Consider the following 14,138-nt stretch of genomic DNA (forward strand, 5'->3'; position numbering starts at 1 on the left):
CCCGGTACGGTCCCCCGCCGCGACGTCGCAGGGGAGCGGCAGGGGCGGCCTTCACAACCGCACAGCGTACGCCTGGGGCGCGTGTGACGTGTGAGCGGGGGAGGCGAAAATGGCGCAGATCACCCGCGGCGGGAGAAGAGCCGGTCCAGGGACAGCGCGCCCGGGCCGGTGAAGACGAGCAGCAGGAAGCCCCAGCAGAAGACGACGGGCAGTTCGCCGCCGTTCTGGATCGGCCACAGCGCCCCGCTCTGGTGCATGTCGAAGTACGCGTACGCCATGGAGCCGGACGCGATCAGGGACGCGCTGCGGGTGCCCACGCCGAGCAGCACGAGGATGCCGGCGACGGCCTGGATGACGGCCGCGTACCAGAACGGCCAGAGGCCGGTCGCGACGGTGCCGCCGTTGGTGCCGGCCGCGCCGCCGAGCACGCCGAAGAGCGAGGCGATGCCGTGGCAGGCGAAGAGCAGGCCGATCACGACCCGGAAGGCGGAGAGGGCGTACGGACGGGCCGCGTCCAGGCGCTCCGTGAGGGCGGGGGCCGCGGCGGCGCCGGTTCTCGCGGGGGCCGAGGGGGAGGCGGTGGTGGGCGTGGGGGGCATGAGGGGCTCCTCGTATCGGGGACAGGAACGATGAGGTCCCCCAGGTTAGGTACCCCTAATCGATACTTGCAAGTTCAAGGACCGATCGACCGACTTTGTCACATGCCGGAAATCCGGGAACAGGCGGAAATCCGGGAGCAGCCGGGAACGGACGGCCACCGCCGCGCCGCACCCGCTGCGCATGCGCCAGGGGCGGGCCGGATGTGCGTCCGGCCCGCCCCTGGCGCTCTGTTCATGCTGCTACGCCGTCCCGGCTCAGCAGCCCTTCAGGACGGCCGTGAGCTTGTCCTTCTCCGCGGAGTCGACGGTCAGCTTGTAGTAGTGCTTGACCGTGACCCACATGCGCGCGTACGTGCACGCGTAGGAGTTCAGCGGCGGCATCCACTGCGCCGGGTCCTTGTCGCCCTTCGCCTGGTTGACGCGGTCGGTCACGGCGATCAGCTGCGGCCGGGTGAGGTCGTTGGCGAACGCCTTCCGCTGCTCGGTGGTCCAGGCGTTGGCTCCCGAGCGCCAGGCCTGGGCCAGCGGCACTATGTGGTCGATGTCGATGTCCTGGGCGTCGTGCCAGGTGGCGCCGTCGTAGGGGGAGACCCAGGTGCCGGAGACCGCGGCGCACTTGGCGTCCTGCTGCACGTTCTCGCCGTCGCGCTTGAGGACGACCTCGCGGGTGTTGCACTCCCCGGACTGGGTGGCCCAGTGCGGGAACTTCGCCCGGCTGTAGCCGTCCATGGAGCCCTCGGGGCTGACCTGCAGCTCCGTGAGGTAGCCGCGGACGGTGGCGGCGTCCGGCGGGGTGGGCGGGGCGGCGTGGGCCGTGCCGCCGCCCAGGACGAGCGAGCCGACGAGGGCCGCGAGGCCGCTCGCCGCGGCGGTGCGACGCGCGTAGAGACGGCGCGCGGCGGGACGGGTGCGCAGTGCGGGCATGGGAACTCCCTGTGGAGTGGGGGGTCTTGGGCCGTCGGGAACGGCCAGGATCGCGGCGTCCGGTTTCCGGGGGGTGGTCGCCAGGTAACAGGGTGACGACGCGATCATGACAAGGCAAGAGTCAATTCACGTGACGTTGAACCCGATCGGCGCAGCGTTCCGGCATTTCCTGACACGCCGCCATGCGACCGCCGGTAACCGGCCGTTCGGTCCGCCTAGGGTGGTCCGCGTGCTCGCCGCCGCAGTGCTGCTGCCCGTCAACGCCACCCTCGCCGTGGTGCTCGCCGTCCTCCTCGCCGCCGCCGTGGCGATCGCCGCGGCCGCCCGCCTCGCCGACGCGCGCGGCCGTGGCTGGGCGCGCCCCGTCGCGGTCGCCGGGGTGCGCGCCGCCGCCCAACTCGCCGCGGTCTCGGCGCTGATCGGCTGGGTGGTGCGGGCCCTGCCGCTGCTGCTGTGCTTCGTCGCCCTGATGTACGCCGTGGCCGTACGGACCGCCGGGCGCCGGATCACCGGCAACCGCACATGGTGGTGGGCGGCCCTGCCCATCGGGGCGGCCGTGCTGCCGGTCCTCGTGCTGCTGGTGCTCACCGGCCTCGTGCCGGTCGACGGCATCGCGCTCGTGCCCGTCGCGGGCATCCTCATCGGCGGCGGCCTGACCGCGACGGTCCTGGCCGGCCGGCGCGCCCTGGACGAGCTCCACACGCGCCGCGGCGAGGTGGAGGCCGGCCTGGCGCTCGGCATGCCCGACCGCGACGCCCGGCTGGAGATCGCCCGCCCGGCCGCGTCCGACGCCCTCCTGCCGGGGCTCGACCAGACGCGCACGGTGGGGCTCGTCACACTTCCGGGGGCGTTCGTCGGCATGCTGCTGGGCGGGGCGTCGCCGCTGCCGGCCGCCGCGGTGCAGCTGTTCGTGCTGGTCGCGCTGATGGCGGTGCAGGTGGTGGCCGTCGCGGTGGTGCTGGAGCTGGTGGCGCGGGGGCGGCTGCACCGGGCGGACGCGGGCGGGGGAAGGAAGCGGCGGTCGTCGCGTACCCTGAGGGGAGCAGAAGGGGAGTAGCTCTTCGCCGGACCGTCGACATACTGCCGAGCTCGCCTCGGCCGGCGCCCGGAGGCCGCCCGTCCCGTACGGGCCGGCCAGCGAGACCTTCGGCCGCAGTGTCCATGACGCTGCCGTGCCGAAGCGACCCCTGAAACGTACGGAAGCGTGCAGGTCCCCTCGGTGCGGCGGCACCCGACCGACTGAGGGATCCACCACGTGTTCAGCTTCACCGTCGCCGCCCTGGCCTTCGGCGTCGTCTTCCTCGCCGAACTGCCCGACAAGACCGCCCTGGCCGGCCTCATGCTCGGCACCCGCTACCGCGCGGGCTACGTCTTCGCCGGTGTCGCCGCCGCCTTCGCCGTGCACGTCGCGCTCGCCGTCGCCGCCGGCAGCGTCCTGTCGCTGCTGCCGCACCGCCTCGTGCAGTGCGTCGTCGGCCTGCTCTTCCTCGCCGGCGCGGCCATGCTCCTCTTCAAGAAGGACGAGGACGACGAGGAGATCCGGAAGCCCGCCGACCAGTCCTTCTGGAAGGTCTCCGGGGCGGGCTTCATGCTGATCCTCGTCGCCGAGTTCGGCGACCTCACCCAGATCATGACCGCCAACCTCGCCGCCCGCTACGACGACCCGCTCTCGGTGGGCCTCGGCGCGGTACTGGCCCTGTGGGCCGTCGCGGGCCTGGGCATCGTCGGCGGGCGCACGCTGATGAAGTACGTACCGCTGGCGATCGTCACCAGGGTGGCGGCGGTGGTGATGCTGGGGCTGGCGGGCTTCAGCCTGTACGAGGCGGTGTCCGGCTGATCGCCGGGGGCGCAGGGCCGCGGCAGCCGCGGTGCCCGTTCATTCCGCCGGACCCTCGCCGTAGCGGTGTCGCGCCGTAGCGGCGGGTCCTTTTCGCCGGTCGCGGTGGCCGGGTCGCCGGTCGCGGTGGCCGGGCGGGCGTCCGGCACCCCGGTGGGGGCGGGCCGGCGGGAGCCGGCCCGGCTCAGCGGCCGGCTATGCGCAGCGTGATCGCGCCGTCCGCCGCCGCCTCGACCCGTACCTGCGTCAGGTCCGCCACGGCCACGTCCGGGCCGTGGGCGGCCGCGCGCGGGCCGACGCCGACGACGCGCATGCCCGCCGCCCGGCCGGCGGCGATGCCCGCCTCCGAGTCCTCGAAGACGATGCAGTCGGCGGGCTCGAAGCCGAGCGCGGCGGCGCCCTTGAGGAAGCCCTCCGGGTCCGGCTTGCTCGCGCCGACGGACTCCGCGGTCACGCGGACCTCCGGCATGGGCAGGCCCGCCGCGCCCATGCGGGCCCCGGCCAGGGCGCGGTCCGCGGAGGTGACCAGGGCGTGGGGGAGGGCGGCGAGGGCCGCCATGAAGGCGGGGGCGCCGGCGACCGGCACGACGCCGTCGACGTCGGCGGTCTCGGCCGCGAGCATCCGGCGGTTGTCGGCGTGGTTCTGCTCCATCGGGCGGTCCGGGAGCAGCACGGCCATCGTGGCGTAGCCCTGGCGGCCGTGGACGACCTTCATCACCGCGTCGCCGTCGAGCCCCTGCTCGGCGGCCCAGCCGCGCCAGCAGCGCTCCACGACGGCGTCGGAGTTGACGATGGTCCCGTCCATGTCCAGGAGCAGGGCGCGGGCGGTCAGCGTGGTCGTGGCGGCGGGGGCGTTGGCCTGCATCGGCGGACTCCAGGGCGCGCGGGAGGGAGACAAGCGGTCCCGCCCGCCGGTCAGGGAATACGGGCGGAACCACTTTGTTTCCCCACGATACAAAAAGTCGGGCCTTTCATGCCAACCCGTGCCTGCGGGCGGGAGCGGGCGCACCGCCCCCGGCGGGCCCGGCGGCTCCCCGCAGGCCCCTTCCGGCCGCCCCCCGGACGCTGCCAATGGCCTACCCCGGCGGGCCGGACGCGCCGATCGGGACCACGATGGAAGGGCCCCGCCGTCCAGGAGACCCGGCGGGGCCCCGCGAGACCCCAGGAGACCCGGGAGCGCCCATGGCGGACGACACCCCTGGCCCCTCCGTGGCCGCAGCGCCGGAGCCCGCCTCCGTACCCGGCGAGGGACAGCCCCGGCGCACCGTCCTCGTGGCGATCGGCGCACTGCTGCTCGGCATGCTGCTCGCCGCCCTGGACCAGACGATCGTCTCCACCGCCCTGCCCACGATCGTCAGCGATCTGGGCGGCCTCGAACACCTCTCCTGGGTCGTCACCGCGTACATGCTCGCCTCCACCGCCGCGACCCCGCTCTGGGGCAAGCTCGGCGACCAGTACGGGCGCAAGAAGCTCTTCCAGACGGCCATCGTCATCTTCCTGCTCGGCTCCGTGCTGTGCGGCATCGCCCAGAACATGGGCGAGCTCATCGCCTTCCGCGCCCTCCAGGGCCTCGGCGGCGGCGGGCTCATGGTGCTGTCGATGGCGATCGTCGGCGACATCGTCCCGCCCCGCGACCGCGGCCGCTACCAGGGCCTCTTCGGCGCGGTCTTCGGCGGTACGAGCGTCCTCGGCCCGCTGCTCGGCGGCCTGTTCGTGGACCACCTCAGCTGGCGCTGGGTCTTCTACATCAACCTCCCCATCGGCGTCGTCGCCCTCTTCACCATCGCCGCCGTCCTGCACATCCCGGTCCGCCGCACCCCGCACCGCATCGACTACCTCGGCACGTTCCTCATCGCCGCCGTCGCCACCTGCCTCGTGCTGATGACCTCGCTCGGCGGCGTCACCTACCCCTGGACGTCCTGGCAGATCACCGGCCTCGGGGTGCTGGGCGTGCTGCTGCTCGTGCCGTTCGTGGCCGTGGAGCGGCGGGCCGCGGAGCCCGTGCTGCCGCTCAGCCTCTTCCGCATCCACACCTTCTCCCTCTGCTCGGTGATCGGCTTCGTCGTCGGCTTCGCGATGTTCGGGTCCATGACGTACCTGCCGACGTTCCTGCAGGTCGTGCAGGGCGTCTCGCCGACGCTGTCCGGCGTGCACATGCTGCCGATGGTGGCCGGGCTGCTCATCGCCTCGACCGCCTCCGGCCAGATCGTCAGCCGCACCGGCCACTACAAGGCCTTCCCCATCGCCGGCACCGGCATCATGACCATCGGCCTGCTCCTGCTCCACCAGCTCGACCCCGCCAGCAGCACCGCCGAGATGAGCGGCTACTTCTTCGTCTTCGGCTTCGGGCTCGGCCTCGTCATGCAGGTCCTCGTCCTGATCGTGCAGAACGCCGTCGCCTACCGCGACCTCGGTGTCGCCACCTCCGGAGCCACCTTCTTCCGCTCCATCGGCGCCTCCTTCGGCGTCTCCATCTTCGGCACGATCTTCGCCAACGCGCTCGGGCCGCGCATCGCCGACGCCCTCGCCGGAGCGAAGCTGCCGCCCGGCGTCAGCGCGGGCCGGCTCCAGGCCGACCCGCGCGCCGTCTCCACCCTGCCGCCGGGGGAGCGGGCGCGCGTCCTCGCCGCCTACTCCGACTCCATCACCGACGTCTTCATCTACGCGGTCCCCGCCGCCCTCGCCGCCTTCGTCCTCGCCTGGTTCCTCAGGGAGGAACCCCTGCGCGGCAGCGTCACCGCCCCCGACGCGAGCGAGGTCGTCTCCAGCAACCCCGTCGAGCGCTCCTCCCACGAGGAGGTCGCCCGCGCGCTCTCCCTCCTCGGCAGCCGCGAGGGCCGCAAGAAGATCTACGAGGTGATCACGGAACGGGCCGGGCTCGACCTGCGGCCCGCGGCCAGCTGGATGCTCCTGCGCATGAACCGCTACGGCTCCGTGGAACCCTCCCTGCTCGCCGAGCGCGCCGACGTCCCCCTGCGCGCCGTCACCGAGGCCGCCATCCAGCTGGAGGTCCGCGGCCTGGCCCGCCGCGAAGGCCTCCCGCTCATCCTCACGGACGAGGGCCGCCGCGTCGCCGGACTCCTCTTCCAGGCCCGCGAAGCCTCCCTCGCCGACCTCCTCGGCGACTGGTGGACCCCCGACCGCCCCACGGACCTCGACGCCCTCGTCCGCGAACTCAACACGGAACTGTGCGGCTCGGACGCGGAACAGCCGCACGACCGGGAGGGTCTGCCCCGGCGGGACCACGAGGCGCGGCGGGACCGGGGGAAGGGCGGCGCGGGGGGTCCGGGGGGTGCGTGAGGGCGGGCGCCCGCCCCTCTGACGCAGGGCACGCATCTTGCGAGCCGTGTTGTCGGCCCGGATCAGGCGTACGACGCGACGCCTTCGCCCCGCTGTTCACGGCCATGGCCTCGTCGTGGGTCATGGTGCGGCCGCCGGACTCCTCGCGCGCCACCTCGATGAGGTGAAGAGCCACGGCATCCTCCAGCACCGCCCGGGCGGCCTCGTCGCCTCCGGCGGTGTCCACGACGGCCTGCCGCCACCAGTCGTCCAGCAGCAGATCCGCCGCGTCGGGGCGGTCGACGGCTTTACGGGCACCCCGTCGGAATCAAGCCATCCAGACGAAATGAAGGAAGTCGTCAGGTGACCCGAGAGTGACCTGCGTCTCTTCTCCGGGACTCAGTAAGGTCTCAACGAGTCTTTCGAGGGCAAGCCGAACCGGGCGACTGGAGGAGCTGCGGGGCGTGGCGAATGCGGAGCGGAGTGGGCTCGGGAGTCCGGCGCGGGAGGGGCCGGGGACCGGCCTCGTCCTGGGCGCGTTGTGGCTGCTCGCCGGACTGCTGGCCGTCCGTCAGGCCGTTGCCGTGCTGCGGCTGCCTCCCGGGCGGCGGTTCACCGACCTGGAGCGGTGGATCGGTGACGGCGGTGTCCTCCACGTCAGGGGCTCGCTCTACGACACGGACGAGTTCACCGGTACTCCTTTCGCGGGACTCGTCCTCAAGCCGCTGACGAAGGCCGCCGAGCAGAGCCTCGGCATCTTCTGGACGTTCGGCACGCTCCTGCTGGTGGTCGCCCTGGCGCTCGTCGCCGCCCGTTCCCTGCCCGGTCCCGTCCCGCGCCGCACGGCGCTGCTCGCCGCCCCCGTGGCGGTGATCCTCGCGGTGCTGTCGCTGCCCGTGCGGAACACGTTCACGCTGGGGCAGACGAGCATCATCCCCGTCCTGCTGGTGCTCCTCGGCTGCTGCCCGCCCCGCCTCGTGAAGGGCTCCGGCCGGGTGAGCGGCCTGCTCATCGGCGTCGCCGCGGCCCTGCAGCCCGCGGTGCTGCTGTTCGCCGTCCTGCAGTGGCTGACGGGCCGCCGCCGCGCGGCCGCCGCCACCGGCGTCACCTTCGCGGCCTGTACGACGCTGACGTGGGTCTTCATGCCGGACGACTCGTGGACGTACTGGATCCACCACGTTGCAGGCAGAGGTCTCGGCCACGCCCCGGACGGGCTCGCCAACCAGTCCCTGCACGGCCTGCTGCTCCGCACCGGCCTGCACGGCCCGGCCGAACTTGCGCTGTACGGCGTGCTGGCCGCCGCGGTCACCGTGCTCGGCCTGCGCCGGGCCGCCCGCTACGCCCTCGGCGGGCAGGCGCTCCTCGCGACGGCCGTCGCGGGCTGCACCGCGGTCGCCGTCTCGCCGACGGCGTGGCAGCACCAGCAGTTGTGGATCCTGCTCGCGGTCGTCGGCCGCGTGGGCAGGCGCCGCGCCGACCGCCTGGTGTGGCCCGTGCTCGTCGTGCTCGTCACGACGCTCCCGAGCACCGTGCTGATGCCGGACAACCCGCTGCTGCGCCCCCTCGGCGACAACGCCCCGCTGCTGGCCGCGCTGCTGGCGGCCTGCGTGGTGCCGTTCCTGTCCCGCACCGCGGAGGGCTGGGAGCGGCCGGTGCCGACGCCGGCGGCCGAGCCGCAGCCGGGCCGGTTCTCCTGGGTGCCGCTGTTCCGCTTCTGGCGGCGGCCGCTGACCCGGCCGAACGTCCTGCTGGAGCTGATGCTGATACGGGTCGGCTACTGGTGCTACCAGTTCATCCGCGCCCAGGCCCCGGACGAGCGCTCGCTCGCGGAGGCGCACGGCCGGCAGATCCTCGGCATGGAGGAGTTCCTGCACGTCGACGCCGAGCACGGCTTCAACCACTTCGTGGCGGGCATCGGCTGGCTCACCGGCGGCATGAACTACTACTACGGCACCTTCCACTTCCTGGTGCCGGTCTCCCTGCTGGTCTACCTCTACGTGCGCCGGCCCGGCACGTACCGCTGGGCCCGCACCGCGCTGTCCCTGGCGACCCTGCTCGCGCTCGCCGGCTTCTGGGCCTACCCGCTGGCGCCGCCGCGGCTGATGCCGGGCCTCGGTTTCATCGACACGGTCAACGGGCCGCAGGACCTGGACCACCCGGACTTCGGGGCGCTGACGGAGCTGTCGAACCAGTACGCGGCCATGCCGTCGCTGCACATCGGCTGGTCGCTGTGGTGCGGCATCGTGATCGCCGTCGTCGCGTCGAGGCCGTGGTCGAAGTGGCTCGGCATGCTCTATCCGCTGCTGACGTTCGCGGTGATCGTCGGCACCGCCAACCACTACGTGCTCGACGCGGTCGGCGGTGCCCTGGTCGTCCTGGCCGGTTTCGCGATCCAGTACGTGCTGAGCGGTCCCGGCAGGCTGGTGTTCGGGAAGGTGCCGGCGGCGCGCGGCGAGAGCGATCCGCTGCCCGCGGGGGCCATGGGGTCGGCGGGGTCCGCGGGGGTCACGGGGACGGCGTCCACGCCCGCGGCGAAGGGCTGACCGGCGGCCCCGGTCCCGGCCGGGACCGGGTCAGTCGCTCACGGTGATCTGGGAGCCCGGGTCGGTCGTGTCCGTGATGTCGTAGACGGCGTTGAAGACGGACGTCGTCGCACTGGTCGGGCAGCCGAAGCCGCCCTCGACCTTCACCGGGACACTGGCGTTGCTGACGGTGAGCTTGGCCGGGGAGCCGTTGGTGTAGGTCGCGACGATGTCCGCGGCCGCGGTCGGGGCCGCGGTGATGGTGCAGTTGGCCAGGCCCGTGGACTTCAGGACGAAGCCGCCGGTCGGGATGGTGAGGGTCGCGGCGATCGGCGACCCGTTCTGCATGGACACCTGCCACGCGCCGGACGTGACGACGGTGGTGGTCACCCCGGGGATGCTGGCGGTGCAGCCGGTGTACGTGGGCGCGTTGATGGGGCTGGTGACCGGGCCCGAGGGGTTCTGGTTGCCGGGCGCGTCCGGGATCCGGTTGCCGGCGGAGTCGTCCGACGGGGTGGAGCTGGAGGCCGTACACGTGGCGGTCACGGAGCCGGCCTTGAAGGTGGCCTTGCCGTTGAGCGTGGCGGCGAAGGAGTGGCCGGCCGGGGTGACGGTGGTGGAGCCCGCCACGGCCGTCGCGGCCGCCGGGCCCGTCTGGGCGCCCGCCGCGCCGGTCAGCGTGAGGGCGGCGGCGACGGCCAGCCCGGCGCCGCAGGCGAGGGCGGCACGGGGACGGAGTCTGCGCGGGGTGGTCATCGGGTCTCCTTGGGTGGGAGGTGTGGGTGGTGCGCGGGGGGAGCGTCGTGAGGTGCGGGGGGCGCCGCGTCGCGGTGCGCGGGAGGGGCGTCGGGTCGTCCGGGCGCGTCTCCGCCGCCCGGTGCGCTTCCCGTGCCGGAGAGCGGCACCGTGCCCCCGTCCTCCGGCGCCGGCACTGGCACCGGCGCCACCGGCTGCCACGCGAAGACCATGCCCCCGCCGATCACGCCGAGGATCGTGCCGAAGAGGAACCCGCCGAGGTTCGACATCACCAGCGCCGCGGCCGCGATCATGACCGTCACCACCCCGGCGAGGGCCCGGTACTGCGGCGCGAACCACGCGCTCAGCCCCATCAGCACCATGATCAGGCCCATCAGGACCGAGGGGATGCCCGCGATGCCCTGGTGGAGCATGATCTTCAGCGGGGCGAGGGGGATGACGGAGATCTCCGCCCCGGCGAGCACGGTGGCGAGGCCGCCCCAGAAGGGCCGCGCCTTGCGCCACCGGCGCCACGCGGCCCACGGGTGGCGCCGGGGACGGGGACGGACGGCGGCGGGCCCTGTGCCTGCGGTGCCGTCCGCCACGTCAGAAGCACTCCTGCTTGCCCTTGGCGATGTTCAGCCGCAGCCCGGCCAGCTTGAACGTTCCCGCGTTGGTCGCCCACGCGACCTGCCGGAGCTTCTTCACGCTGACGTGGTCGGCCTGCTGGGCGAAGAGGTCCTGCAGGCCCTGGGCGCCGTCCGGGCCCTTGTCGAGGGTGGAGGCGTCGCGGCCGATCTCGACGTTCTTGAACTCGGCGTCGCCGCCCATCTGGGTGGCGTCGAGGAAGAGGTTGCTGGCCCGGACCGGGGTGCCGTTGCCGCCCGCCGTCAGGTTGAGCGAGATGTCCCCGATGACGGGCAGGTGGGTGACCACGGACTGGCAGAGCTTCTTCAGCTCGGCCTCCTTGATCGCGGTGACCGCGACGGGCAGCAGGTCGCCGCGGGCGTTGGTGTCCACGCTGCCGTACTGCGCGAAACCGTTGCCCTCCAGGCTGTCGGCCGAGACCTTGAACTCCTGCCCCGACACGGCGAACGAGGCCGCGAGGGCCCCTTCGGCCAGCGCCACGGCCAGCGCCGCCGTCGCCGCGAAGCCGGGCACGGCCAGGACGGCGAACCTGCGCCACCTGACCCGTCCCGTGACCGGTCTGCCTTGCGCGTCGTTCATGCTGATCGTCCCCTCGGAGAGCCTCGGATGAGCGCTGCCGGACGGGCGGCCTCCGTGCGGCACGGGGCCGGTGATGTCACGGGCGTACGGCGTGACGGGCCTGCCCGGAAGGTGTACCCGAGAGTAAGTCCGCGGCTGTCGGCGGACAAGGTCCCGGTACGGACTATTCCCGTACGGGCAAAGGAACTTGACGCACCATCACCACATCGATCAGCCATGGGCCGAAGGGCGGCGGCTAGGCGTACCGCACCCGCATCTCCTTGATCCCGTTCAGCCACGCCGACCTCAGCCGCCGCGGCTCCCCGGCGAGCCGGATGCCCGGGAGGGCGTCGGCCACCGCGTGGAAGATGAGGTCGATCTCCAGCGCGGCCAGCGAACGGCCGAGACAGAAGTGCGGCCCCCCGCCGCCGAAGCCGAGGTGCGGATTGGGGTCGCGGGTGATGTCGAAGACCTCGGGGGCGTCGAAGACCTCCGGGTCGTGGTTGGCGGAGGCGTAGAAGAGCCCCACGCGCTGACCGGCGCGGATGCGGGCGCCGCCGAGCTCGGTGTCGCGCGTGGCCGTGCGCTGGAAGGAGACGACGGGCGTCGCCCAGCGGACGATCTCCTCCGCGGCGGTCACGGGACGCTCGCGCTTGTAGAGCTCCCACTGCCCGGGGTGGGTGAGGAAGGCGTGCATGCCGTGGCTGATGGCGTTGCGCGTGGTCTCGTTGCCGGCGACGGCCAGCAGCAGCACGAAGAAGCCGAACTCGTCGGAGGCCAGGTTGCCCTCGTCCTCGGCGGCGACCAGCCGGCTGACGATGTCCTTCGCCGGGCACTCCTTGCGCGCGGCGGCCAGGTTCATCGCGTACGAGATGAGCTCCGTCGCGGAGTGCGCGCCGACCTCCTCGGTGATGGCCAGCTCGGGGTCGTCGTAGGCGATCATCTTGTTGGACCAGTCGAAGATGCGGGCCCGGTCCTCCTGCGGGACGCCGATGAGCTCGGCGATCGCCTGCAGGGGCAGCTCGCAGGCGATGTCGGTGACGAAGTCGCCGCTGCCGCGCTCCCGGGCCGCCGCCACGATCGCGGTGGCGCGCTCGCGCAGGGCCTCCTCCAGGGCCCGTATCGCGCGCGGGGTGAAGCCGCGCTGCACGATCCGGCGGACGCGGGTGTGCTCGGGCGGGTCCATGTTGAGCATGATGAGCCGCTGGACGTCGATCTGTTCGCGGGAGATGTGCTCGTTGAAGCGGATGATCGCGGTGTTGCGGGAGGCGGAGTAGAGGTCGGGCCGGGTGGAGACCTCCTTCACGTCCGCGTGCCGGGTGACCGCCCAGTAGCCGTCGTCGTCGAAGCCCGCGATGCCGTGGGGCTGGGCGACCCACCACACGGGCGCGGTGCGGCGCAGCGCCGCGAACTCCGGGAGGGGGACGCGGCGGTGGTAGACGGCGGGGTCGGTGAGGTCGAAGCCTTCGGGGAGCGCGGGAGCGGACATCGGTCCTCCATGGGGCGTCGGCGGCGCGGAGGCCGTGCCTGACGGACACGCGCCTGACGGGGCACGCGCCTGACGGACGCATGCCTGACCAGGGCACATGCCTGACGGTCCATCAGATACGCATGCCCCGACGGTAGTGACGGGCCCGGCGGGCGGCAAGAGAGGGTGCGGGGCCATCTGTCGCGCGCCCGGCACGTGCGCGACCCTTGCGTACCGGGGGTAGCGCTCATAAGACTGCGAACGGAAGAGCGGAACAAGAACGTGTTCTTGTTTGCCGGGGGCGCCGGGACGCCCAGCGGATGCCACGAGAGGACGAACCATGGCCGCGGAACCCGTCATCGTCGAAGCCGTACGGACCCCCATCGGCAAGCGCGGAGGCACGCTCGCCAACCTCCACCCCGCCTACCTGCTGGGCGAGACCTACCGCGAGGTCCTGGACCGTACCGGAATCCAGCCGGACTGCGTGGAGCAGATCGTCAGCGGCACGGTCACCCACGCCGGCGAGCAGTCGATGAACCCCGCGCGCACCGCCTGGCTGGCCATGGGCCTGCCCTACGAGACCGCGGCCACCACCGTCGACTGCCAGTGCGGCTCCTCGCAGCAGGCCAACCACCTCGTCGCCAACATGATCGCGGGCGGTGTCATCGACATCGGCATCGCGTGCGGCGTGGAGGCGATGTCCCGGGTGCCGCTCGGCAGCGCCTCCAAACACGGGCCGGGCAAGCCGTTCCCCGACGAGTGGAGCGTCGACCTGCCCAACCAGTTCGAGGCCGCCGAGCGCATCGCCCGCAAGCGAGGCCTGACCCGTGAGCAGGTGGACGAGCTCGGCCTCCTCTCCCAGCGGCGCGCCGCCCGCGCCTGGTCCGAGGAGCGCTTCAAGCGGGAGACGTTCGCCGTCCAGGTGCCCACGACGGAGGACGAGCAGAACGCCGGGCAGGGCATGTGGCGGCTCGTCGACCGCGACGAAGGGTTACGCGACACGAGCGCCGAAGCCCTCGGCGGGCTCAAGCCCGTGATGCCGAGCGCCGTCCACACCGCCGGCAACGCCTCCCAGATCTCCGACGGCGCCTGCGCCCTGATGTGGGCGTCCAAGCGGATGGCCCGCGCCCTGAAGCTGCGTCCCCGGGCCCGCGTCGTCGCGCAGGCGCTCGTCGGGGCCGACCCGCACTTCCACCTCGACGGGACGATCGACGCGACGCGGGCCGTCCTCGGGAAGGCCGGCATGTCGCTGAACGACATCGACCTGGTCGAGATCAACGAGGCGTTCGCGTCGGTCGTCCTGTCCTGGGCCCAGGTCTTCGAACAGGACCTGCAGAAGGTCAACGTCAACGGCGGCGCGATAGCCCTCGGCCACCCGGTGGGCGCGACCGGGGCCCGGCTGATCACGACCGCGCTGCACGAACTGGAGCGGGCCGACAAGGAGTTCGCGCTGATCACGATGTGCGCGGGCGGGGCGCAGGCGACGGGGACGATCATCCAGCGGCTGTGACGCCGGCTGCTCTCCCGGCCGGCCGACCGGCGATCGGACGGCCGGCACCGGGGGCCTC

13 protein-coding genes are annotated in these 14,138 nt (G+C 73.0%); 6 read left to right on the forward strand and 7 right to left on the reverse strand.

Going from position 1 to position 14,138, the window contains the following annotated elements:
• Positions 1-119 precede the first annotated feature (119 nt).
• Both ACOTKD_RS05255 and ACOTKD_RS05260 read right to left on the reverse strand, forming a co-directional pair.
• Positions 120-599, reverse strand: a complete 480-nt coding sequence (locus tag ACOTKD_RS05255; protein ID WP_424887676.1) for a DoxX family protein — start codon at positions 597-599, stop codon at positions 120-122.
• A 255-nt stretch (positions 600-854) separates the two neighbouring features.
• Positions 855-1,523, reverse strand: coding sequence for an HNH endonuclease family protein (locus tag ACOTKD_RS05260; protein WP_359094219.1), 669 nt, complete (start codon positions 1,521-1,523; stop codon positions 855-857).
• Positions 1,524-1,767: 244 nt separating this feature from the next.
• On the opposite strand from ACOTKD_RS05260, the gene ACOTKD_RS05265 reads away from it, so the two are divergent.
• Together ACOTKD_RS05265 and ACOTKD_RS05270 are read left to right on the forward strand one after the other, a co-directional pair.
• The gene (locus ACOTKD_RS05265; protein WP_424887973.1) at positions 1,768-2,580 is read left to right on the forward strand and encodes an ABC transporter permease; all 813 of its coding nucleotides are present in this window, start codon (positions 1,768-1,770) and stop codon (positions 2,578-2,580) included.
• Positions 2,581-2,778: 198 nt separating this feature from the next.
• Complete coding sequence (locus ACOTKD_RS05270; protein ID WP_424887677.1) at positions 2,779-3,360, forward strand: TMEM165/GDT1 family protein; 582 nt, start codon at positions 2,779-2,781, stop codon at positions 3,358-3,360.
• 184 nt (positions 3,361-3,544) lie between these two features.
• On the opposite strand, the gene ACOTKD_RS05275 is transcribed toward ACOTKD_RS05270, so the two are convergent.
• Positions 3,545-4,225: an HAD-IA family hydrolase gene (locus ACOTKD_RS05275; RefSeq protein ID WP_424887678.1), complete on the reverse strand. Its 681-nt coding sequence runs from the start codon at positions 4,223-4,225 to the stop codon at positions 3,545-3,547.
• Between the two features lie 317 nt (positions 4,226-4,542).
• Between ACOTKD_RS05275 and ACOTKD_RS05280 the strand changes: the two genes are divergently transcribed.
• The 3 genes from ACOTKD_RS05280 (at position 4,543) to ACOTKD_RS05290 (ending at position 9,182) form a co-directional block, all read left to right on the forward strand.
• Complete coding sequence (locus ACOTKD_RS05280) at positions 4,543-6,660, forward strand: DHA2 family efflux MFS transporter permease subunit (protein WP_424887679.1); 2,118 nt, start codon at positions 4,543-4,545, stop codon at positions 6,658-6,660.
• Positions 6,661-6,775: 115 nt separating this feature from the next.
• Positions 6,776-7,006, forward strand: a complete 231-nt coding sequence (locus tag ACOTKD_RS05285; RefSeq protein WP_424887680.1) for a hypothetical protein — start codon at positions 6,776-6,778, stop codon at positions 7,004-7,006.
• Positions 7,007-7,103: 97 nt separating this feature from the next.
• A complete protein-coding gene (locus ACOTKD_RS05290; RefSeq protein ID WP_424887681.1) occupies positions 7,104-9,182 on the forward strand; it encodes a bifunctional glycosyltransferase 87/phosphatase PAP2 family protein in 2,079 nt (692 codons plus the stop codon).
• A gap of 30 nt (positions 9,183-9,212) precedes the next feature.
• Here ACOTKD_RS05290 and ACOTKD_RS05295 read toward each other — a convergent pair whose 3' ends face one another.
• The 4 genes from ACOTKD_RS05295 to ACOTKD_RS05310 all read right to left on the reverse strand — a co-directional run bounded on the left by ACOTKD_RS05295 (position 9,213) and on the right by ACOTKD_RS05310 (position 12,591).
• On the reverse strand, positions 9,213-9,917 hold the full coding sequence (locus ACOTKD_RS05295; protein WP_424887682.1) for a hypothetical protein: 705 nt from the start codon (positions 9,915-9,917) through the stop codon (positions 9,213-9,215).
• Complete coding sequence (locus ACOTKD_RS05300) at positions 9,914-10,501, reverse strand: DUF6114 domain-containing protein (RefSeq protein ID WP_424887683.1); 588 nt, start codon at positions 10,499-10,501, stop codon at positions 9,914-9,916. The genes ACOTKD_RS05295 and ACOTKD_RS05300 overlap by 4 nt, the downstream gene beginning before the upstream one ends.
• Position 10,502: 1 nt before the next feature.
• Positions 10,503-11,123, reverse strand: coding sequence for a DUF6230 family protein (locus tag ACOTKD_RS05305; RefSeq protein ID WP_424887684.1), 621 nt, complete (start codon positions 11,121-11,123; stop codon positions 10,503-10,505).
• Positions 11,124-11,358: 235 nt separating this feature from the next.
• Positions 11,359-12,591, reverse strand: coding sequence for a cytochrome P450 (locus ACOTKD_RS05310; protein ID WP_424887685.1), 1,233 nt, complete (start codon positions 12,589-12,591; stop codon positions 11,359-11,361).
• Between the two features lie 319 nt (positions 12,592-12,910).
• Here ACOTKD_RS05310 and ACOTKD_RS05315 point away from each other — a divergent pair, with 319 nt between their 5' ends.
• Entirely contained in the window at positions 12,911-14,080 is a 1,170-nt protein-coding gene (locus tag ACOTKD_RS05315; RefSeq protein ID WP_424887686.1) for a steroid 3-ketoacyl-CoA thiolase, read from the forward strand.
• The last annotated feature ends 58 nt before the right edge of the window (positions 14,081-14,138 follow it).

The organism is Streptomyces sp. XH2, assembly GCF_049725035.1.
GTDB lineage: Bacteria > Actinomycetota > Actinomycetes > Streptomycetales > Streptomycetaceae > Streptomyces > Streptomyces roseoverticillatus.